General features: G+C 41.6%; 21 protein-coding genes and 1 riboswitch. Of the genes, 7 read left to right on the top strand and 14 right to left on the bottom strand.

Annotated features, from left to right (window positions below):
• Positions 1-315 precede the first annotated feature (315 nt).
• Complete coding sequence (locus DESME_RS03630) at positions 316-693, bottom strand: pyridoxamine 5'-phosphate oxidase family protein (RefSeq protein WP_006715220.1); 378 nt, start codon at positions 691-693, stop codon at positions 316-318.
• Between the two features lie 238 nt (positions 694-931).
• On the opposite strand from DESME_RS03630, the gene DESME_RS03625 reads away from it, so the two are divergent.
• Positions 932-1441, top strand: a complete 510-nt coding sequence (locus tag DESME_RS03625) for an RrF2 family transcriptional regulator (RefSeq protein WP_006715221.1) — start codon at positions 932-934, stop codon at positions 1439-1441.
• 223 nt (positions 1442-1664) lie between these two features.
• On the opposite strand, the gene DESME_RS03620 is transcribed toward DESME_RS03625, so the two are convergent.
• Positions 1665-2282, bottom strand: coding sequence for a YjgB family protein (locus DESME_RS03620; RefSeq protein WP_006715222.1), 618 nt, complete (start codon positions 2280-2282; stop codon positions 1665-1667).
• A 100-nt stretch (positions 2283-2382) separates the two neighbouring features.
• On the opposite strand from DESME_RS03620, the gene DESME_RS03615 reads away from it, so the two are divergent.
• The 3 genes from DESME_RS03615 (at position 2383) to glpK (ending at position 6969) form a co-directional block, all read left to right on the top strand.
• Positions 2383-3456, top strand: a complete 1074-nt coding sequence (locus DESME_RS03615; RefSeq protein WP_006715223.1) for a mechanosensitive ion channel family protein — start codon at positions 2383-2385, stop codon at positions 3454-3456.
• A 163-nt stretch (positions 3457-3619) separates the two neighbouring features.
• Entirely contained in the window at positions 3620-5431 is a 1812-nt protein-coding gene (locus DESME_RS03610) for a MutS-related protein (RefSeq protein WP_006715224.1), read from the top strand.
• Between the two features lie 44 nt (positions 5432-5475).
• Positions 5476-6969: a glycerol kinase GlpK gene (glpK, locus tag DESME_RS03605; RefSeq protein WP_041483956.1), complete on the top strand. Its 1494-nt coding sequence runs from the start codon at positions 5476-5478 to the stop codon at positions 6967-6969.
• 96 nt (positions 6970-7065) lie between these two features.
• On the opposite strand, the gene lplA is transcribed toward glpK, so the two are convergent.
• Genes lplA through metH form a run of 3 tightly spaced genes read right to left on the bottom strand, consistent with a single transcriptional unit; the run spans position 7066 to position 13428 of the window.
• Positions 7066-8070, bottom strand: a complete 1005-nt coding sequence (gene lplA, locus DESME_RS03600) for a lipoate--protein ligase (RefSeq protein ID WP_006715226.1) — start codon at positions 8068-8070, stop codon at positions 7066-7068.
• Positions 8033-9976 carry a bifunctional homocysteine S-methyltransferase/methylenetetrahydrofolate reductase gene (locus DESME_RS03595; RefSeq protein WP_006715227.1) on the bottom strand — a complete coding sequence of 648 codons (1944 nt, stop codon included), beginning with the start codon at positions 9974-9976 and terminating at the stop codon, positions 8033-8035. Before DESME_RS03595 ends, lplA begins: the two co-directional genes overlap by 38 nt.
• A 17-nt stretch (positions 9977-9993) precedes the next feature.
• A complete protein-coding gene (metH, locus tag DESME_RS03590; RefSeq protein ID WP_156922786.1) occupies positions 9994-13428 on the bottom strand; it encodes a methionine synthase in 3435 nt (1144 codons plus the stop codon).
• A gap of 117 nt (positions 13429-13545) precedes the next feature.
• A riboswitch (SAM riboswitch) is annotated at positions 13546-13670 on the bottom strand.
• A 162-nt stretch (positions 13671-13832) separates the two neighbouring features.
• On the opposite strand from metH, the gene DESME_RS03585 reads away from it, so the two are divergent.
• Positions 13833-14396 carry a class I SAM-dependent methyltransferase gene (locus tag DESME_RS03585; protein ID WP_006715229.1) on the top strand — a complete coding sequence of 188 codons (564 nt, stop codon included), beginning with the start codon at positions 13833-13835 and terminating at the stop codon, positions 14394-14396.
• Between the two features lie 23 nt (positions 14397-14419).
• Here the strand turns inward: DESME_RS03585 and DESME_RS03580 are convergent, their stop codons facing one another.
• Genes DESME_RS03580 through DESME_RS03570 form a run of 3 tightly spaced genes read right to left on the bottom strand, consistent with a single transcriptional unit; the run spans position 14420 to position 16109 of the window.
• A complete protein-coding gene (locus DESME_RS03580) occupies positions 14420-14662 on the bottom strand; it encodes a thioredoxin family protein (protein WP_025248638.1) in 243 nt (80 codons plus the stop codon).
• 41 nt (positions 14663-14703) lie between these two features.
• Complete coding sequence (locus DESME_RS03575; RefSeq protein WP_006715231.1) at positions 14704-15720, bottom strand: permease; 1017 nt, start codon at positions 15718-15720, stop codon at positions 14704-14706.
• A gap of 35 nt (positions 15721-15755) precedes the next feature.
• Positions 15756-16109: an ArsR/SmtB family transcription factor gene (locus DESME_RS03570; protein WP_006715232.1), complete on the bottom strand. Its 354-nt coding sequence runs from the start codon at positions 16107-16109 to the stop codon at positions 15756-15758.
• A 202-nt stretch (positions 16110-16311) separates the two neighbouring features.
• Here DESME_RS03570 and DESME_RS03565 point away from each other — a divergent pair, with 202 nt between their 5' ends.
• Complete coding sequence (locus DESME_RS03565; RefSeq protein WP_006715233.1) at positions 16312-16782, top strand: HAD family hydrolase; 471 nt, start codon at positions 16312-16314, stop codon at positions 16780-16782.
• 202 nt (positions 16783-16984) lie between these two features.
• The gene (locus DESME_RS03560) at positions 16985-17611 is read left to right on the top strand and encodes a ferredoxin-thioredoxin reductase catalytic domain-containing protein (protein WP_006715234.1); all 627 of its coding nucleotides are present in this window, start codon (positions 16985-16987) and stop codon (positions 17609-17611) included.
• A gap of 62 nt (positions 17612-17673) precedes the next feature.
• Here DESME_RS03560 and yedF read toward each other — a convergent pair whose 3' ends face one another.
• The 6 genes from yedF to DESME_RS03530 all read right to left on the bottom strand — a co-directional run bounded on the left by yedF (position 17674) and on the right by DESME_RS03530 (position 22584).
• Positions 17674-18012 carry a sulfurtransferase-like selenium metabolism protein YedF gene (gene yedF / locus DESME_RS03555; RefSeq protein ID WP_006715235.1) on the bottom strand — a complete coding sequence of 113 codons (339 nt, stop codon included), beginning with the start codon at positions 18010-18012 and terminating at the stop codon, positions 17674-17676.
• A 43-nt stretch (positions 18013-18055) separates the two neighbouring features.
• On the bottom strand, positions 18056-18805 hold the full coding sequence (locus DESME_RS03550) for an acyl-CoA dehydratase activase (RefSeq protein WP_006715236.1): 750 nt from the start codon (positions 18803-18805) through the stop codon (positions 18056-18058).
• Positions 18802-20070, bottom strand: coding sequence for a double-cubane-cluster-containing anaerobic reductase (locus tag DESME_RS03545; RefSeq protein ID WP_006715237.1), 1269 nt, complete (start codon positions 20068-20070; stop codon positions 18802-18804). The genes DESME_RS03550 and DESME_RS03545 overlap by 4 nt, the downstream gene beginning before the upstream one ends.
• 178 nt (positions 20071-20248) lie before the next feature.
• A complete protein-coding gene (locus DESME_RS03540) occupies positions 20249-21037 on the bottom strand; it encodes an SDR family NAD(P)-dependent oxidoreductase (RefSeq protein ID WP_006715238.1) in 789 nt (262 codons plus the stop codon).
• A gap of 141 nt (positions 21038-21178) precedes the next feature.
• The gene (gene arsB, locus DESME_RS03535) at positions 21179-22249 is read right to left on the bottom strand and encodes an ACR3 family arsenite efflux transporter (RefSeq protein WP_006715239.1); all 1071 of its coding nucleotides are present in this window, start codon (positions 22247-22249) and stop codon (positions 21179-21181) included.
• An 11-nt stretch (positions 22250-22260) separates the two neighbouring features.
• Positions 22261-22584 (bottom strand): ArsR/SmtB family transcription factor, encoded by a 324-nt coding sequence (locus DESME_RS03530; RefSeq protein ID WP_025248637.1) that lies wholly within the window; start codon positions 22582-22584, stop codon positions 22261-22263.
• Positions 22585-22624: the final 40 nt, after the last annotated feature.

The raw sequence follows: 22624 nt of genomic DNA, 5'->3' as shown, positions 1-22624 counted from the left end.
ATGTGTTAATCTTGACCCTGTTAGACATGGGAGGTTTACCACCGTGAGTATAGTGGGTTTACAACGGCCAACATATTAAAAATAGCAGACGTTGGCTTTGCCATACTCAGTTTCTCTGAATTATGCATTCTATGCGAATTTTATCCGTGATGAGCTTTTTAGGTAAGTTAGGAATTCTATGAAAACAAGAGAAAATCAAAGTAAATCCCAAGATATTATAGGGAGGATAACGCTCATTAAGAAGAAAAGACAGAGAAATAATTATAAATTGTATAGCGAAAGTCCCTACCATTTGGCAGGGACTTAATTAATAATTTAAATGCCTTGTTTTGCAGATGTAACGGTAATCTCTAATACTCTGCTTAAAAATGAGAATTTTTCTTTCATCATATCATACTCTAGACCAGATTCCAGATATTTAGCAGTTCCTTCTACAACAAAGCCTGTTCCTTGATAATCTTTGTAGCCTAATACTTCTTTGCTACCTAAAGTCATCTTAATCTTATTATTGGCATTTACATTTTTTTCTGTTTTGCGGAATCCATACGCTGGAATTAATATCCTTTCGTCATCAGTAACGACTAAATACGTATTCCAGGTGTTAGCAACGTGTGGTTCAGGTGAATCTCCCCATGATACGACGGTAACTACGCCTTCATGCTTTAATACATCATGAAATTTTTCCGTAAGCATTTCTAAATATCCTCCTTGTATTAAATGATACACGTTATCTATTCAAGACTTCGGGCAAAGAAATTATGTTTTTAAGTATATCATAGATAACTATTATCTACGATCGATTATACCTTAATCTTTTTAAAAGTCAATATCAAAAGTATATTATAGATAAATAATATCTATAATATTGCCAAATAGGTATTTAAATTGATATTATTATTTCTATAAATCATTTTGGGGAGGTTGGTTTTCATTGCAGTTTTCTATCGGTGTTGAGTACGCATTGCATTGTTTATTATATATGGTAGATATGCCGTCAGGAAAATCTATCGGAATTAAGGATTTAGCCACATATCAAGGAGTGTCAGAAAGTTATCTATCAAAAGTATATACAAAATTAAGAAAATCAGGCATTGTCAAGTCAATTTCAGGAGTAAGTGGAGGATATGCGTTAGCTCGTAATCCTGAAAACATTACATTTTGGGATATAGTTGAAGCAGTAGAGGGTAGTTCCCCATTGTTTCAATGCAAGGAAATTAGGCAAAATGAGCTCTTATTAGATAAGGATAATTTACCTGATACACACACAAAATGTCCTTGTTTGATAAAAGTTGTAATGCTAGAAGCAGAAGACCAGATGAGACAGTACCTACAGAATAAGACTTTAGGATGGTTACATGAGCAAGTAAAGAATAAGATTCCTGAGGAACATTCAAAAAAGACGATTGAATGGTTTAACGATATTAAGTCAAGGCAAGTTTAAGAAGCCCTATAACGTGCGTAATTGAAATGTTTCGTAAATATCCAGAACGTTAATGCATACTTTTCTTGTGTAGTGTAATAAAAATGTGGCGATACATTGTTCCCATTATCCTACAATTACGAACTATCTTGATATTTTCTTTTATCCCATATTATAACCTCAATTTCAGGTGCGCCGTCTTGAATTTAATTTGTGCTGTTTAAGGAGAAATGAGTTAAGACCATCACCATTGCCGTCCCGGATCGTTTGCCATCGAGTTAACCGTCCCTTGCGGATAGAGAACGAGATAGTGATCCAGTAGTGGATTGGGATTATTATGGGTCGGTTCAGGAAATACCAACTCAATCTTAAATTCCTGACCTGCAGTATACCCAATGATTTCTTCCCCGTTCAATTTAACATCGTAAGCGGGAGCTCCATAAACTTCTTTCGTTTTAGCAAGAGAAACCTTTTGTAGTTTCTGATCGAAGGAGCGTACTTCAAAGATTTGCATGCCTTTGTTGAAACCAACGACAAGGGCTTGATCTGAATACGTTACATAAGTCCCTTTAGCGGCCGGAACCCAATCGGTTTTGTCTGGCTCGCCCCATTTCTTTTTAACATCCTCAAGTACGGCTGTCTTAACCGCAAAATCGCTATTTATGACTTTTCCTTGTTCGGCTGATTTTCTCATATTGAGTAATAGAGATTGGGATAATTGAGAAGTCGAGTCCGTTTCTGAGGATGGATTTGGAGATGGCGAACTGAATGGGGAACACCCGATAAGAAGACTTAATACCAAACCAGCAATCACCCTTCTCAATCCCTTATTTTTGAATAATCTGTTTGCCATAATTACCATCTCACTCTCAATTATTTTTGAGGAAAATAGAGCATTATTATTTTTCATATAATCTATGTTATTATGAAAAGAAACAGAGTAATTAAAGGAGAAACGTTGAATGTCTTGGGAATATATTACTTCTTACGAAACCCTCAAAAATCTAGGGATTTCTATAGGGATTTTCCTGTTGTTCCTATTTTTCAAGAAAATCTTTATTAAAGATATTTTTGAACTCATCTTAAAATTAAGCAAGAAAACGCCAACTGATTTTTTATCTTACGTCTGCCTTGCCTTTGAACATCCTGCCCGCTGGCTCTTTGTAATAATCGGGCTCTACGTGGCCCTCGGTTATTTCCCCTTTATTAATCAATCCGACCCGATTATTTTAAAATTGATCAGATCTTCGATCATTGCTCTTATTTCTTGGGGACTTTTTAACCTGTCTTCAGTTTCTTCTCATATCTTTACAAAATTGAATGAACGCTTTGACCTTAAAATCGACCAAATCCTCATCCCTTTCCTTTCTAAAGCGCTTCAAGCTATTATAATTGCCATTAGCATTAGTATAATCGCTAAAGAATTTGATTACGATGTTAATGGTTTTGTTGCCGGTCTTGGTCTGGGAGGTCTTGCTTTCGCCTTAGCGGCAAAGGACGCACTTGCGAATTTATTCGGAGGAATTGTGATTATCTCCGAAAAGCCCTTTTCGATTGGGGATTGGATTATGACTCCAAGTGTTGATGGAACAGTTGAAGACATAAACTTTCGAAGCACCAAGGTAAGGACATCGGCTCAAGCCCTCGTAACCGTTCCTAATGCCACTTTAGCGAATCAAGCTATCACAAACTGGAGTAAAATGGGAAAACGACAAATCTCCTTCAGGTTAGGTGTAACCTATGATACCCCTAAAAACAAATTAGAACGAATCGTCCGAAAGATCAATGATTTATTAAAAAATCATGAGGATATTCACCCGGAAACAATTATCGTTGCTTTTGATCAATACAATGAGAGCAGCTTAGACATTTTCCTCAATTTCTTCACTAAAACAACGGTTTACGAAGAATATCTAAGGGTAAAGGAAGATATCAACTTCAAGATTATGGAGATCATCGAAGAGGAAGAAGTTTCACTAGCCTTTCCCAGTAGAACACTCTATTTTGATTCTCAAACACATGATTCTTGTAGATAACTTATGGCTCCATTCGAGAAAGCACAGGATAATTCATATAAGAATTATCCTGCGCTTTTTAATTTAATATTCCTACACCAAGAAGTTTGTCACATCTACGACTTCCCTTTTGGCTATTAATGCCATAAAATTAAACTCAGTGAGATTAATCTGGAGGTAAAAGATGAAAGAGCCCCAAAAAATCTATGCACGTAGAAAACAATCTTTCGAGAAACTTCATAAGAAGCAACAACAGACAGCCAATCGTTTAAGTAACTATCGTTTAATCACTATTATCTTAGGCTTCGCTCTGGCTTTCTTTTTCTATCGAACTTTTAATTCTTTTATGAGCATAGCCATGGGATTTCTCACGATAATCCTTTTCATCTATCTTGCGATTCAACACAAACGCGTCCGTATACAGCTTAAGTATTCGGAAATTTTAATCGAACTCAATCGTAAAGGCAAAGACCGCTTAACAGGCGATTGGGTCAAATTTAAAGATTCTGGTGTTGAATTCAAGGATGTGAACCATCCCTATGGTTCCGATCTAGATTTATTCGGCCAAGGTTCAATCTTTCAGTGGATCAACTCAGCACGAACACCTCGTGGTCGTGAAACACTCGCCAAGGTGCTCAAAGAACCGCTTAAAGATCCTTCGGAAATTACAACAAGACAAAAAGCCATAATTGAGTTAGCTCAGAAGTTATCTTGGCGGCAACGGTTCGAGTCAGAAGGCATACTCATCTCCGATCAACTGAAATCAACTGAAGCGCTTATCCGCTGGGCAGAAGAGTCTGATGAATCCTATCTACAGCCTTTAGTCAAATTGGGAATGCGAATTCTCCCCCTCGTAACCGTTCTCATGATCATACTCTATGGCTTACAGCTCGCGATACCTTGGCAAATACCCACTCTGTTAGTCGTTGTTCAATATATTCTGCTTAAGGTCTATGGAACAGAACGCGCTCAAGTTCTATCGACGGTTTACCGTTACGAAGCGAGTATAAAAACCTATACAAAGATGCTAAAACATCTCGAAGACCAGAATTACACAAGTCCTTGGCTTAAAGTTCGTCAAGAGATTCTCCGTAACAAATCAGGACAACCGGCTTATCAACAAATTCAAAAACTCTCCAAAATTGCGGATTGGATTTCCAATCGGGAAAATGCGATTTTCTTGATCGTTAATATTCTAACTCTCTGGGATTATCAGTGTATGATTGCCCTGGAAGAGTGGAAAAAAGAATCCGGAAAGCTATTAATAAAGTGGCTAGAAGTTCTTGCCGAGATCGAAGCTCTTTCCAGCCTTGCCAATATCCGCTTCGACAATCCAGACTGGGCCATGCCTGAAATACTCTCATCAAATGGCCTAGCTGCTCAGAAAATGGGCCATCCTTTACTCACTCAGAAAAAAGTGACGAATGATTTTGAAATGAAATCACCCTCAGGTGTTATTTTGATTACAGGATCGAATATGTCAGGGAAAAGTACCTTTCTGCGAACAGTAGGAAGTAATCTCGTTCTCGCTTATACGGGCGCACCCGTCTGTGCCAAGACATTCAGCTGTTCCCTGATGAATATTTGGACCTGTATGCGTGTCAGTGATAATTTGGAACAAAGTATCTCCTCTTTTTATGCAGAAATTCTTCGAATCAAGCAAATTGTCGAAGCTGCCAAAACGGACAAACCTGTTTTCTTCCTCCTCGATGAAATCTTCAAAGGAACGAACTCCCATGATCGACATTATGGTGCTAAGGCCCTTATTAACCAATTGCAAAAAGATGGCGAAATTGGACTTATTTCGACCCATGATTTAGAGCTTGGAGAACTCGAAAAAGAAAGCCACGGTCGAGTGAAGAACTATAATTTCCGTGAATTTTATCAGGATCAAGAGATCCACTTTGATTATAAGTTACGACCGGGAATTTCGACGACGAGAAACGCTCTCTATCTTATTAAAATGGCAGGAATTGAACTTGATGAAGAGATATAAAAAAGGCTTCATGAAATCCTTATTATCGTTTGAGTTAAGGAGAGATGGATGTGAGTAAAAAATATATACTCGCCCTTGATCAAGGTACAACCAGCTGTCGCGCCATTCTCTTTGACTATGACAGCCAAATTGTGGGCATTTCCCAAAAGGAATTTACTCAGTATTACCCCCAACCAGGCTGGGTCGAACATGATGCTGAAGAAATCTGGAGCACCCAGTATGGAGTCATTGCCGAACTTCTGGCCAGAACTCAAGTCAATCTTGACGAAATCGCTGGCATCGGAATTACCAACCAAAGAGAAACGACCGTCGTTTGGGATAAACAAACAGGCAAACCCATCCACCCCGCCATCGTCTGGCAATGTCGGCGAACGACCGAGATTTGTGATAACCTCAAAGCTCGGGGCCTCGAATCGAAATTTAAGACTAAAACCGGCTTAGTTATTGATGCCTACTTTTCTGGGACGAAGATCAAATGGATCCTCGATCACGTTCCAGGTTCCCGCGAAAAAGCCGAACGTGGCGAGCTCCTCTTTGGTACGATGGACACCTGGCTGGTCTGGAAGCTCACCCAAGGCCGAGTCCATGTTACCGATTATTCCAATGCCTCCCGTACTTTGCTTTATAACATCCGCGAGCTTCAATGGGATGAAGAACTCCTTCATGAACTTCAAGTCCCCTTAGCCATGCTCCCTGACGTTAAACCTTCTAGCTATCTTTATAGGAAAACCGCTCCCGGAAGCTTCTTCGGGCATGAAATTCCCATCGCCGGCATCGCTGGGGACCAACAAGCCGCTCTTTTCGGACAGACCTGCTTTGAACCTGGAATGGCGAAGAACACCTACGGAACGGGATGCTTCATGTTGATGAACACAGGCAATCGCGTGATCGAATCCCAATCCGGTCTTCTAACCACGATTGCATGGGGAATTGATGGACAGGTCACCTATGCCCTTGAAGGGAGTATTTTCATTGCCGGAGCTGTTATCCAGTGGCTCCGGGATGAGTTAAAACTCATTGAAACAGCTGCTGACTCCGAGTACTTCGCTTCTAAAGTTCCCGATAATGGAGGAGTCTATGTCGTCCCCGCTTTTACCGGACTTGGGGCTCCACACTGGGACATGCGAGCTCGTGGTGCAATTTTAGGTCTTACTCGTGGCAGCAACAAAAATCACATCATACGAGCTGCCCTCGAATCCATGGCCTATCAAACCAAAGATGTCCTAACCGCGATGGAAGCTGATTCTAGCCTCAAACTCAAACTTCTCAAAGTTGACGGTGGAGCTGTTGCTAATAATCTTTTAATGCAATTCCAATCCGATATTTTAGGTGTCAAGGTGGAACGTCCTCAATGTATTGAAACGACAGCCCTAGGAGCTGCTTACCTCGCCGGACTCGCAACAGGCTTCTGGCCAAACGCGGAAGAACTCATCAAACGCTACTCCATAGATCGCCACTTCCAGCCTCAGATGGCTGAGGAAAACAGCCATCAATTTTACCTAGGATGGCGGGAAGCCGTTTCACGGGTCAAGCATTAGGAAAATTTTTATATAAGAAAGCCCTGCTTCAGAAAAAGTTCAAAACCTTTTCCGAAGCAGGGTTGATTAGTACTTAGGGCGATTTATATCGCCCAATCAAATTTCTGCTATTTTTGTTTGAAGCCAAGTTTTCATATCCTCAATAATGGGTTTATCTTCTTCATTGACTTCTAGAACATCCAATCCTTTTCCTATGCTTTCACTTTTAAGAGGACGTTCAATCAAAGATGAGGCAATCTGCTCAATGAGATTTGCGTTCATTGCATCTGAATAAATCTTTGACTCAGTGACTATCCCCTTATTCAGAGTTAACCCCAAATCAATCCCGCCCCAGGGGAAACGGGTTTCGAAGACCACATCAAATTGCGGCGTCTTTCCATAGAGCCAATCCCAAGAAGAATATTTTGCATAAAGCTCTTTTAAGTCATGATCATTTTCTTTAATAAGGACAGGTTCCGGGCTTTCCCCATAAAGTTCCTGAAAGCTTTGTTTTAACGTCTCTTTCATTTCATCAATGGTCAATTCCGGGCGATAATTGTGGAGATTCGTGACTCGAGACCGAACCGAATCAACCCCTTTGGAAGCCATTTTTTCTTTAGAGACTTGAAGATAAGCGGAGACCTTCTGCACATCAACATCGATCATAATCGTCCCATGATGATAAGCCTTATCCCCTTCAAAATAGAAAGCATTTCCCGAAAACTTTTTCCCATCTACGGTTAAGTCATTTCGTCCTGTAAATTCAGCATGAATTCCCAGTTTCTTCACCGCTTCAAGAATAACCTGCAGTTGTTTCTTCAGATCGTACAGAGCGCGATCCAAAATAAACGTAAAATTTAGGTTTCCTAAATCATGAAAGACAGCTCCGCCACCAGAAAGCCTACGCGCGAGTTTCCCCCCGTCATCCTCCAGCTTTGTACAGCGACATTCCTTCCATGCATTCTGGTTTCTTCCGATCACAACCGTATTTTGATTTTGCCAGAGATAAAGAATCACCTGATTTTTCTCCACATTGCGAAAAAGAAACTCTTCGAGTGCGAGATTATGCCAAGGGTCAAACGAGTCAGAAAGAACGATTTTTGTTTGGACAGGCTGAGTCATAAAATTCTACCTTCTCTCCATTCGAATTACCGCAAATATTCAGTACATACTCCGTCAGCTCCGCTGTCATCTTATAATAGTTAAAGGGCGTAATCAAATAAATTCCGTTAAAAACCTTCACGGCCTGATCAAGTAGTTCTTTGCTCATTGCAATTCCTTCTTGACGGGCCTTTTCCCCTTTAAGTCCACTCATCCGCTGTAAGGCCTCTTCGGTAAGTGAAATACCAGGAACCTCATTGTGTAAGAATTCAGCGTTACGCTGGCTAGTTAAGGGCATAATCCCAACAAATACTGGAATTGGAAGATGTTTTGTCCCCTCATAAATCTTTTGAAGTGTCTCACCATCATAGACGGGTTGAGTCATAACAAAGTCTGCTCCAGCCTCTATTTTACGCTCCAAGCGTTGAATAGCCGTTTCAAAATTGCGGACATAAGGATTAAATGCCGTCCCTACAATAAATTGTGCCGAATGATTCATTGCCTGACCTGAGAAAGAAAGACCTTCATTCAATTGTTTCGTCATCCGAATAAGTTCAAAAGAATTTGAATCGAAAACAGAGCTTGCTCCAGGTAAGTCACCATAACGTGAGGGATCACCAGTAATCACCAAAATCTGATGAATACCCAAGGCATGTAACCCCATCAAATGCGATTGTTGTCCAATTAAGTTTCTATCCCGACATGCGACATGGAGCAAGGGCTCGATATCATAGCGTTCCTTTAATAGCGCGCCTAAAGCGAGATTACTCATCCGTACATTTGCTAACGAATTATCGGCTAAAGTAATTGCGGCCGCTCCCGCAGAATCTAAAGCCTGACATCCATTAAAGAAATCCTCGGTATTTAATCCTTTAGGTGAGTCAAATTCTACAATCACCGTATGCTCTTCTTGAGCTCTTTCTATGATTGTTCTTTGATCTTTAGTATAGGCCTTAACATGGGCTTGGGGTTGAATATGGAAACGAACCTGATCTTTTTCCTTATCTTGATTGTTCTCCTTAAGATCAGGATTTACGCGTTGTATAGGAGATAGCTCCTGCAGCGCTTGCGCAATAGCCCGAATATGATCTGGCGTTGTTCCGCAGCATCCACCGATAAGCCTGACACCTTCATCTCGAAGCCGTAATGCATAATCTGCAAAGTATTCTGGCGAAGACTTAAAAGAAAGCTTCCCTTCCACAAACCCTGAACGTCCAGCGTTTGGAAAAATAGAAAGAAGAGCACCTTCAGGAACTTGCGTTTGCTCCAAGGTCCGCAGCATTTCTGTCGGTCCTAAGCGGCAATTCAGTCCAATAACGTCCGCCCCAGCCTTTCGCATAAGCTCAAAACTCCGGGTAACTGTATACCCATCCCGTGTTCTTCCAACCTGAGGGGTCGCCAAGTGAGCTAATATTGGACGATCCGTGAGGGATAGCATCAGCTCTAAAACGAGCAAAAGCTCCTCTAAATCCTCGAACGTCTCCAGCATAATCCCATCCACGCCACTCTCGAGAAGAGCGGACGCTTGCTCCTCATACAGAGAACGGTACGAGACAAGTGGCTCAGTTCTGACACGTCCGGCGAGTATTGATCCCATGCTTCCGATAATAAACGCATTTTTCTCTGCAACTGCAACAGCCTCTTGAGCGACCTTAACAGCGGTCCGGTTAATTTCGCCAACTTTTTGTTCTAAGCCAAAGCGGGTCAAAACCTCACGATTAACCCGAAAAGTATTGGTCTCGATCAACTGAGCACCCGCTCGAATATAGGCTTCATGAACAGAACGAATTAAGGCTGGATGGGTTAGGTTGAGTTCTTCATAACAGCTTCCCACAGGTACACCAAACTGATAAAGGAGGGTCGCCATTGCACCATCGCCGATGACGACATGCTGTTGCAGGTGCTCTCTTAAATTATTAAAAGTCATATCCGGTTTGCGTCTCCTTACACTGCAAAATATTTAGCCTCAGGGTGAGCAAAAACAAGTGCGCTAACGGATGCTTCAGGCTCCATCATCAATCCTTCGGTCAGTTCAATTCCAATATCCTCAGGCTTAATCAATCCAAATAATTTTTTCTGATCCTCAAGGGCTGGACATGCAGGGTATCCGAAGGAAACACGCAGGCCTCTGTATCGCGCCGCTAGCCGTTCTTTCATCATCATCTCAACCGGATCGGAGATTCCCCAAGCATCCCGCATCATATGGTGGATCCGTTCAGCGAAACCTTCAGCTAATTCCAAGGCGAGAGCTTGCAGAGCATAAGATTCCAGATAGGCTCCTTGTTCCTTAAGCTGTTGCGCTTCCTCCCGAACCCCTTGTCCTGCTGTCACTACAAACATCCCCAGATAATCCATTTTTCCGCTTGATACGGGTTGGAGGAAATCAGCGAGGCAAAGATACGGTTCTTTAACTTGACGGGGAAAGTGAAAACGCTTGATGACTTTGCTTTGATCCAAGGCATCATAAATGAGAATCTCATCACCCGCCGCTTGAGCCGGAAAAAATTGATAAATACCCTGCGCCTTGATCTTCCCCGTTTCCTTAGCTTCCTTAATGATCTTTTCTACCGTCTCGTAAACTTTAACAACCTGCGAATCACCTTCAGCTAGCCGCTGTTCAACATCCCCTTTAATCCCGAGATGTTTACCTAAGAGCATTTTCTGATTGATGTAAGGCCAAAGTTGTCCTATTGGATAATCCCGTAGAACATGACGTTCGATATCAGGAGGGATGACTGGAGATACAAGTGAAATGGAGGAGCGATGGTTTTCAAGTAATTCAGCACCTTGTTTTGGCTCATCAGAATTTGCTTTCTTTTCATCCTGAGATAAATTACTTTCAGTCCTTACTCCACTCTTTCCACTGATAACAGAGCCTGCTTTCACGTATTGATTGGCAAGCTCTAACCCCTTCATAGCATCCCCTGCATAAAGCACCGGGCCATCATACTCCGGAGCAATTCTATTTTCGACAAAGCGTGCTGTCAGCGCTGCCCCACCGGTTAAGAGCGGGAGACTGATCCCCGCATTCTTCAAATCCTGTGCCGTTACAATCATCTGCTGAGCAGACTTCACCAATAGTCCCGAGAGTCCAATAGCATCCGGCTTTTCCTTTTCGCAGGCGGCAATAATTTGCTCTGGTGAAACCTTAATTCCTAAATTGACGACGTCAAATCCGTTGTTGGATAAAATAATTTCCAAAAGATTTTTGCCAATATCATGGACATCCCCTTTAACTGTGGCCAAAAGGATCTTGCCCTTAACTGCTGCATCCTTTTTCTCGAGGTAAGGTTCGAGATAGGTTACAGCGGCTTTCATCACCTCTGCGCTTTGTAAGACTTCAGCGACAATCAGTTGATTCGCGTTAAAGAGACGACCGACTTCCCCCATTCCTTTCATCAATGGTCCATTGATGAGTTCCAAAGCCCCGTATTTTTGAAGTCCTTCTTCCAAGTCCTTAAAAAGCCCCTCTTTTGACCCTTCAATAACGTATTGTCCAAGACGTTCCTCTAAGCTTAAGTTTTTTTGTTCCGTCACCTTGGATTGAACCGTTTTGTTCCTATAAAATTCAGCGAAACGGCTGACCGTTTCTTCATTCGTCTCAAAAAGAAGATCATCGGCAAGTTTCTTTTCCTCCTCTGAAAGGGAAGCAAAACGAACCAGCTTTTCAGCATTCACAATGGCGTAATCCAAGCCCGCCTTCGTCGTATGATATAAGAAAACAGCATTTAAGACTTCCCGACCAGCTGCCGGTAAACCAAAGGAAACATTACTTACACCAAGGATTGTTTTGCATTGGGGAAACGCTTGCTTGATTAGCCGAATCCCTTCGACGGTTTCGCGTGCCGAGCCAATATACGTTTCATCGCCTGTCGCGACCGGAAACGTTAGCGGATCAAAAATAATATCTTCTGCTGGGACACCCTTCTCGGTTAAAACGTCGTAAGATCGTTTAGCCACTTCTAATTTCTTTTCCTTCGTAATGGCCATCCCCTGCTCATCAATCGTACCGACGACAACCGCTGCCCCGTAAGTCCTTAAAAGAGGAACGACTTCATTAAAGCGGGTCAACCCCTCTTCGAGATTGATTGAGTTGATAATGGCTTTACCTTGGGAACGCTTAAGTCCTAACTCAATCACCTTCGGATCCGTGGAATCGATCATCAAGGGCGCTTTCACTTTCTTGACTACATATGGAAGAAATTCCGCCATGTCCGCATACTCATCTCGATCCGGATTCGCCAAGCAAACGTCAATAACTTGAGCATTCTTCTTAACCTGGGCCCGAGCGATCTCCGAGGCTTCTTCAAAATGACCGTCAGCGATTAGATCCCTGAACTTTTTCGAACCGATTACATTTGTCCGTTCACCCACGATGAGTGGCCGATTTTCGTCTTCGGCATAGACCGGCTCCAAACCCGAAACAGCACTAAGATGATGGGCTTCAATGGGGCGAGGTGAATATCCCTGCAAAGCCTTAGTCAAAGCACGGACATGTTCGGGCGTTGTGCCACAACACCCCCCTGCAATATTCAACCACCCCTTTTCTGCGAATCCGACCATCTTATGGGCTAAACCTTCCGGTTCCTCATGATAATGTCCATCTTCATCGGGTAAACCAGCATTCGGATAACAACTCACGCCGCAGTCCGCAATCTGCGCAAGTGACCGAATATGATCCCGCATAAACTCCGGACCTGTAGCGCAGTTAAGCCCCACAGAGATTGGATGCAAGTGAGCAATGGAAACATAAAAAGCTTCAATATTTTGTCCCGCCAAAGTCGTCCCCATCGGTTCAATCGTACCCGAAACCATGACGGGAAGCTCCAATCCCTGATCAGCAAAAGCTCTTTGGATCCCCGACCCCGCCGCTTTGACATTAAGGGTGTCTTGTGCTGTCTCGACTAAAAGGACATCGACTCCCCCTTCAATTAGAATCACAGCCTGACGATAGTAGGCTTCTTCTAATTCCTCAAAGGTTACGCCGCCAGTTAAGGAAAGGCTCTTTGTCGTCGGTCCCATGGAACCTGCCACAAAACGCGGCTTTTGAGGGGTGGAATAACGATCTGCCGCCTCACGAGCTATTTTCGCGGACTCCCGATTAAGCTCCTGATCCCGGTCAGCAAGGTTATACTCAGCTAAGACAACAGTTGTTGCCCCAAACGTATTCGTTTCGATTAAATCCGCTCCGGCTTCGAGATAAGCTTCATGAACGGAACGGATCACCTCCGGCCGAGTTAACGTCAGGATTTCGTTACATCCCTCATATTCCTCTCCGCCAAAATCTTTAACTGTGAGGTTTGCCCGTTGCAACATCGTTCCCATCGCACCATCGATAATCAAAATACGTTTACCTAACTCTTCTTCAAATCGTGTCATCATCGTTACTCCTCATTTCATTGCTTCAAAATATCTATTCAGATTCTCTGATACTTCACTGATATGAAAAAAGCCCCTTCCAATAGCGAAGAGGCTTACAAAATCATATTGTAACTCCTCTTATCTGTCAGAAGATATCTTCTGCAGGAATTAGCACCATACTCAAATGTCCCTGTTACAGGGTACTACAAGCTGGTTGCCGGGTTTCATCGGGCCAGTCCCTCCACCACTCCGGATAAGAGTTTATTAAATTTTCTAGAACACTTTAAAATAACTCTAAATTAAAAAATTTTATTCTAAGAATAGCAAGTAAACTTCAATCTGTCAACTATCCTCACTCAAAAGTGTTATAATTCGAATTATTATGCCTAAAGCATTGTTTAGTCTAGATTGGAGTGTTTCTGATGAACATATATGATATCTTTATGTCGCCCTTTGAGAAAAGCGGGCTGACAAAAATCAGGAAAAATATTATCCCTCAGGCTTTTGGAGATGTACTTGAAATCGGTTATGGAACTGGAGTGAACTTCCCCTATTATAACCTGTCTACTGTTCAACATATTTCTGCTTTAGATACGAAAACTTCTCCGATTAAAATAAAAACTGGCCTGCCTTTAGAATTTTTTGAAGGGCAGGCGGAGAATCTTCCCTTTGCTCCTGAATCTTTTGATACTGTAGTTGAAACTCTGGTATTCTGCAGTGTGAAAAACCTTGACAAAGCCATAAATGAAGTACTACGCGTGCTAAAGCCAGGCGGCCTCTTTATTTTCATGGATCATGTACTGCCAGAAGAAAAAAGTATGGCTACTCTGTTCAAAGCAACGAATACCGTCTGGCCTAAAATCGCCAGTGGATGTCAATTAACACGCGAACCGCATAAGCTTATTGAAGCTTCAGGCCTTATCATGGAGCAATCCGGAACATTCGGACATGATATCTTTCGCTGGGGTATTGGAAGGAAAGCTTAAATCATTTAACCCTTCCGCTTTCCTCAACTTAGTTCGGTTTGTAAGAGCTCAATTACTTGTTGTTTATTAGGAACCTTCCCGGCTAATTTTACCTTTTCGTTAATCACTAAAGCAGGAGTACTCATAACCCCATAGGACATGATTTTTGCGATATCTTCTACTTTTTCAACCTCTGCGTCAATCCCAAGATCTGCAACTGCCTCACGCGCTATTTCTTCAAGCTTTTTACATTTCGAACAACCCGTCCCTAAAATCTTCACTTTCATTTTCCTATCCCCTTTCATTTAGACTCCACAATTTATAATGATTACACAAAGAAACCCTGAGATGCATTAAATAAGTATCCAATTAAAATAATCCCAGTGGATACAATCGCCACAAAAATTCCCAATAACTTGGGTTTGATCACTTTACTCAGCATAATTAACGACGGAAGTGACAGAACCGTAACAGCCATCATGAAGGAAAGTACCGTTCCGATACCCACTCCCTTACCAATAAGAGCTTCAGCAATCGGGATCGTTCCAAAAATATCTGCATACATGGGAATCCCTACAGCAGTCGCCAAAAGAACAGCAAAGGGGTTATTGTTTCCGATGACTGTTTCAATCACCGATTGAGGAATCCAGTTGTGAATAGCCGCCCCAATTCCCACACCGATGAGAATATAAAGCCATACCCGATGAATAATATCTACAACCTGCTCTTTAGCAAATGAAATTCTCTCTTGGCGAGTCATCTCAAGTTCGACGCTCTCCGTATTTTCAATCTGTCGAACATATCCTTGAACTTGATCTTCAAGTCCAAGTTTATCGATTAATGTTCCTCCTACAACAGCTAACAGCAACCCGAAAACGACATAAGCAATAGCAATTTTAGCTCCAAAAAAGGACATTAGAATCAATAATGAAGCAATATCAACCATGGGTGAGGAGATTAGAAATGAAAATGTGATTCCTAAGGGAAGCCCTGCTGCGGTAAAACCGATAAAAATCGGGATACTTGAACAACTGCAAAACGGAGTGATCGTCCCAAGCAATGCTCCTAAAATATTTCCTTTTATCCCTTTGATTCCACCAAGAATCTTCTTGGTTCTTTCTGGAGGGAAGTAACTTTGAATATACGAAATAACGAAGATTAAGACCGACAAAAGAATGAAGATCTTTATCGTATCATAGATAAAAAAGTGGAGACTCCCCCCGATTTGATCGCTTATCGATAACCCAAAGACGTTTTCGACCAACAACTTAATAAGATCAGAAAGCCAATTCATTTTTAGAAGTTGATCATTAAGCATGCTAAATATCTGTGTAATATTACCCATTTTACCCCCATTTCCTTTCTATAAGTAAGTAAATCTTAAGATTTTGGCGTTATAGTGGAGCATGATTCAAGATAGCTTTGTGCTTCTTCCCGCTTCTGAATATCGTCACGAATAACGGGATATAAATCGGCGCTAGCAACAATTTTTTGTATGATCTCATAAAACAATGGCTCAAGCGTTATAGAATAATACATGAACTGCTCTTTCCTAACATCTTTAACCAAGCCTAGATCCCGCAATTTGGCAAGATGCTTAGAAACCTTGGGCTGTGACTCTCCTAAGATTCCGCAAATTTGACAGACACAGTATTCTTGATGAAAAAGTAAGATTAAAATCCTCAAACGGGTTTCATCCGATAGGAGTTTAAAAAAATCGGTAAGGTTATTCATGAGCTTCCTCCATTTATATAATACTCATATACTCATATGCGCATATGAGTATTATGCGCTTAATTCAAAATAATGTCAATTTCTTTTCCGTTATGCTTAATAACAGAAAAAAGATAATTAAAGGAAAACAATATACTAATCGAGAATATAAATTTCGGATTGTTCGCTTGTTAAAAACTAACATCAAAAGGAGATTGAATCTATGATTCAAGTTGTTATTCCGGGTCAGGAAACCCTGAACCTAGAGGTATTGGTTCTCGATTATAACGGGACGCTCGCTTTAGACGGGCAAATGCTTGAGTCAGTTAAAGAGAGTCTCATTCGTTTATCCCCTCATTTAGGAATACATGTTATTACCTCAGATACCTTTGGTACAGTGGTCAAACAATGTGAAGATTTGCCTATTCACGTAAAGGTCCTAGAAAGCTCAGACCACATCCATGAAAAAGAAAATTTCTTGGTTCAGTTTGGCGAGCGGCAAATCGTTGCAGTTGGAAATGGTGTAAACGATGAACTCATGCTTAAAAAAGCCGATTTAGGAATTGCTGTGATCGGATTTGAAGGAGCCTCCTCTCACACCCTTTTAGCCGCTGATATTGTGGTTCATAGCATAGAGGATGCCTTAGGTTTACTCTTAGAAACCACCCGTCTTAAAGCAACATTAAGGAAATAAACGCTAAAATTATTCAATATGATAATCGTGCAAAAAATGCCTTGCGGAATAGCCCGCAAGGCATTTTTATAATCATAACGAAGGCCAATTCCAGCGCAATGGGGTTATCCTCGCTGCTATAATGTTTTTATTATTTACTGCATAATAATTAGATGATATCATTAAGAGTAGATGATACCCACGGGGAGTAGGAGGAGCCTATATGTCAAAAAATACTCAAATGTATCTTGATTTCTTTAAAGGGGCATGGAAATATCGTAAAGAGATCAAGAAAGATCGCCAGTGGATGAACCGTTATGTCCAAAAGCAAGGGTTTAAAATCAACCCTCATCGTATGTATCTAACACAGCTATCAATCTGGCTTGAAGAAAACAAACATCTTTACGGCCAGCAGATTTGTCCATGTTTTGAAGCAAGTGGCGACCCTTCCCTTGATAAAAAACTAATCTGCCCATGTAACTTTGCCGCTGAAGATATTGCAACGCACGGAACCTGTCATTGTGGGTTATTCGGACGGGAGGATTATTCAGAAGCTGACTTTAAGAAAGCTGAAGGAAAAGTCATGCATGAATATAAAATCCCACTAAAATGGCAAGGAAATACTTTGGATACACGAGGTCAAGAAATTAATCCATTACGTGGGCTTCCAGTTCCTGATGCAATGCATCTATTCAAACAGGCTCGTAATGAAAGACCCAGCTTAGACTTCAAAATCCTTACCGAGCGAGAACAATCGGCGAAAAATATTAAAGCGTATTTGAACACCCAAGGATATCAATGCGATATCACCCCAGAAGGAAAAGACTGGAGACTGGCGATTAAACGCTAATCTTAAATAGAAAAGGATGCTACGGAGATTTTAGCCGCAGCATCCTTTTCTATTTCATTTGATTAGAGAGAAATGACTTTATCTGCCTCATGCATCGTTTTTATGATAGTTGGCATGTTCGAAACTTCCCCCAGCCCAATCTTTTCTTTGATGCCGTAATATTCAAGGCAAGTGACACAAGCAAGAAATTTCACGCCTTCTGCTTCCAATTCTCTTAACACTCCAAACGCATCAAATTCAGGAAGAAGTAGCTTAACTCCACTTTCCACTAAAAGAACGTGTGTGGGTTTTTGATCGGCTTCAAAAAGTTTGCGAAAGAAGTTCCCCATAAGTTTCTTCCCCAGTTCAGGATCCTGACTCCCCATTTTATCAGAGGAAATATAATAAACGAAATTAGGCATAAATAAAAACCTCCCTTATTTAACCTGTAAAATTATATCTTACCTAAGCCAGTAAGGCTGCTCCTAAGGCCACAGTAAGTTCTGGTTCTGATGGAATCACAATCTTTGCCTTGAGTTCCTGCTCTAAAAAGTGAACCAAGAGCGCATAGTGTGCTCCTCCACCCGCGAAAATCAAGCAATCCGGTTGCGGTTGCGCGAGAGATTCTACAAATCGGGCGAGGCGTTTTGCTGTGCTTCGGAAAATCCCAGCCACAACCTCTGGTTTAGGGGCACCTTTAGCAAGCAAAGTAATCACTTCAGATTCAGCAAAAACAGTACACATCGAATTGATGGGCATGGGCTTAGCATGAGTAGCCATCGCTAGTTCTTCCGGAGTAAGCTCAAGCCCTTTAAGGATAACGTCGAGAAAACGCCCTGTCCCTGCAGCGCATTTATCATTCATCACAAACTGCGTAACTTTTCCCAGCCCATTCTTGCGAATCACCTTTGCATCCTGCCCACCTACATCTAGGATGAACGGAACCTCGGGAAAATACTCATGACAGCCTCGAGCTTGACAGGTAATCTCTGTTAAAACCTTGCCCTCAGGAAAACTAACTCGCCCATAGCCTGTGACAACCAGATCAAAGGCTACTTCTTGTTCCAGAGGCTCTTTCCAAGTTGCTAATAATTTTTTTCCAGCCCCAACTGAGTCGAATCGGGAAGGAACAACTTGGCTATAAATTCTCTCTTCACCGTCAAAAACCACCAATTTCGTGTTCACGGAGCCAAGATCAAGCCCTATTTTGATCACGAACGAACCATCTCCAACAACGCTTCGATCCGCGTCGAGAGCTGACCTTGATCTTCATCTGAAAAGTCACTTTCCAAGTGTAAATAAGGAATCTCCCGTTTCTCCAACTCTTTACTCACAGCATGACTTTCGACTCCATAGGGTTGACAAAACTGAAGATTAAAATCGATAACCGCATCCGCTTTTAGATTTTCCTTCATCTGAATAATATCTTCCAATCGACCCGTATTGGGCGTAAAGCATGCACAATTCACTTGCATCGGACGCTTTGCAATATTGGCAAGCATTTCATCTAGGGTATCTGCTTCTCGAGTTAAATCTTTAAAGTAGCGTTCTCCTGTACACGTCTCTTCGCCAACAATAACCGCACCGGCTTGCTCAATAAGAGCATGGATTTTCCAGTTAGGCAGGGGTTGTGGTGTACCAGTAAGTAAAATGCGAGGGGCATCAATTGGCGCGACCCCTATTCCTTGTTGCACGCGCTCTTCAAGCTCATCACACAGAGCATTAACCTGTGCCGCAAAGCGTTCAGGATCATCAAAGAAGGATAACTGATTGATTAAAAGAACATCCAATCCCTGAATGGGTGAAGGGTTATGTTTTCTTAAATCGGCAAGACGTTGTAACGCCTTACGCTTATGATTTATTTTTTGGACACTATCTTTTATGGCTTCGGTGGTTAATTCAACCCCAGTCTCCTTTTCAATAAATGTAGCAAATTCACGCACTTCTTCTTCCCATAGACGGATATCTTTTTCCGCTTTTTTCTGAGGGAGCTCCATAACATAGGTAGGAATATGTTCATTAAGAATTTCCCAGGCCTTTTTCTTACCATCACACGTTGTTTCTCCGATTACCCAGTCCGAAACCTGAAAATACGGGCAGATTCGATCCAGTTTGAAACCTAGAGTCGATTTAATGAGAGGACAAAGATTGCGGGGTAAGACTTTCTCCCCAGTTGGTACAGTGTACTGTGCCCCAGCACAGAGGCCAATACAAACACTTCCTGATGCAACAATAATTTCCTCAGGAACATAGACACAAAAAGTTGCAAATACTTTGGCCCCTTGCTGTTTCTTATCATAGAGTTCTTTCACACGAATGCCATGCACATCTCCCACGACCATATCGAAATACGCCATGGCCTTAGGACGGTTCGGTCGGTTTAAAAACAACTCCGTAATGCCCTGTGGTAGAGGGGCTAAAAATTCATCATGTTTCTCTAAATCGACATTGAGAAGTTTCCATAACTCATGATTTTCCACACAATCCATCCCCCTAAAAAATTCTTAGTTATACCTTTAGATAATATTCTATAACATATTGGTTATCACCTTCATAATTTATATGTAATGTTACTTTTTTATTTAATGACACCTATAGGACAAATAAAAATCCCACGCATTTAATACGTGGGATTTTTAAACTATTTTTTATTCCAGGCTATTCATCCCCTCCCAACTTGAGTACCATACCCTTATAAAACATCTTATCCAGGAGTTTGGGAGCAAAGAAGTTCATGATTTGTAAAAAGCGACCTTCCACAACTTCGCGCTTTTCAGCGATCATTGCTTCTACAATCCTTCCTGCTACATCTTCAGATTTAGCCATTTTTCTGGGATGAGCATTCGGATTCATTTTCGGATCGTGCAAAGTCTTCTCGAAAAACTCTGTCTCTGTTTCCGGCGGACAAAAGTTAAGCACATCAATTCCATACTTTCTAAGCTCTAGGCGCATTCCATCGGAAAGAGCATCAACCATGCTTTTACTACTCGCATAAGCAGTCAAAAAAGGTAAAGCCCGTTTACTTAAACCTGAGGATATATTGACAACCATACCTTGAGTTTTTTTGAGGAAAGGAACAGAGGCTTGCACCATGTTCAGAAGTCCATATACATTCGTTTTTACAACTTGATCGAAAGCTTTCATATCCATAGACGCTATAGGGCCAAAATATCCCTGTCCAGCAACATTAATTAGAATATCTAACTTTCCAAATCGTTCAATACCACTCTGAACAGCCTGATCCACTTCATCCCTTTGGGTTACATTCGCTCTCACAATGATCACTTGGACTGAATCTCCTAGGCCCTCAGCAACTTCTTTCAGCCTTTCTTCACGTCTTGCGACCAAAATGAGCTTCGTTTTTTTGTGAGCAAGCTTCTTAGCCAGCTCTTTACCAATCCCGCTCGAAGCCCCAGTAATCAAGACCACTTTGTTTTCCAAATCCATCTGAATCCCACCTTATCCCCTATATCAATTTCGCCTTTCTCTTTAATTCTTATTATACCATTCACATCTAAATTAGACGTCTAATATCAGTCCCATATCTAATACAATACCCTATAGGTGAACAGGTAAGAATGCCTCATGTTAAGTTGTCGTTTTACCCACATCAAAATACTTTCTCCCAAGTCTAAGCGCCACATTTACTAACGCAATCATCACGGGTACCTCAATCAGTGGACCTATGACTGCAGCAAATGCTTGGCCAGAATTGATGCCAAAGACTGCCACCGCTACCGCAATAGCCAGTTCAAAATTGTTGCTTGCTGCCGTAAATGATAGAGTCACGGTTTGTTGGTATGAAATTTTCATTTTATAACTCATATAAAATGAGACAAAGAACATCAAAAGGAAATAGAGCACGAGTGGAATCGCAATCCGCACGACATCCATAGGGAGAGCCACAATATACTGCCCTTTAAGAGAGAACATAATTACAATCGTGTAAAGGAGCGCAATTAAAGCGAGTGGACTAATTTTGGGGACAAACTTTTTCTCATACCATTCTTTTCCCTTCCGAGGCACCAAAAACATACGAGTAAGCAATCCCGCCAAAAAAGGAATTCCCAAATAGGTTAAAACGCTTTTCGCAACTTCCCACATACTAATATGGACTTCCATGCCCTTGGATAAGCCCAACCATTGTGGAAAAACTGTAATAAAGAAATACGCGAATACAGAATAGAAAACAACTTGAAAAATAGAGTTCAGTGCGACAATAGCAGCAGCATACTCAGAATCTCCTTTGGCCAAGCTGTTCCAAAGAATGACCATCGCAATACAACGAGCTAAACCGATTAAGATCAGTCCAGCCATATATTCAGGATAATTGTGAAGAAAGACCACTGCAAGCACAAACATAATGATAGGTCCAACAATCCAGTTTTGAACAATAGACAAGGTCATGACCTTTTTATTTTTGATAACCAGACCCATCTCTTCATATTTGACCTTGGCCAAGGGAGGGTACATCATGACAATGAGTCCTATGGCAATCGGAATTGAAGTCGCCCCAATCGATAAGGAATTTAACCAACCTGCAACTCCTGGGAACACATATCCGATTCCTACCCCTATCGCCATCGCTAAAAAAATCCATAAAGTGAGATAACGGTCTAATGTCGAAAGCTTTCGACTGACTGGCAAATCAACACTCATCAAAAGACCTCCTATTTTTGGGTTTTACACCCTGGAGCATGGTTTAATCGTTTCTCATCTTCTTCAATCGTGGGAATCATCGGGAGGATCATTTCTAATAAGGGATTCTCCTCGTTCAAAGAATAATAAGTCCACTGCCCTTCACGTCGTTCTTTTACCAATCCATTCAAACGCAGCCTTCGCATATGTTGTGATACACCCGGTTGGCTAATTGCTAAAACTTCTTGTAGATCACACACACATAATTCCCGTTTTCGGAGAAGTCCCAGAATCCGTAGACGTGTCTTATCGCCTAAAGTCTTAAATTCCTCCACAAGGTGTTCCAGACCTTCCATTTCGTGCAACTGATTCCCTCCTTCTTCTTCATATTCCCTC

This window comes from Desulfitobacterium metallireducens DSM 15288 (assembly GCF_000231405.2).
In the GTDB taxonomy this organism is placed as follows: domain Bacteria; phylum Bacillota; class Desulfitobacteriia; order Desulfitobacteriales; family Desulfitobacteriaceae; genus Desulfitobacterium_A; species Desulfitobacterium_A metallireducens.
This window is presented reverse-complemented; position numbering and strand designations above follow the sequence as displayed.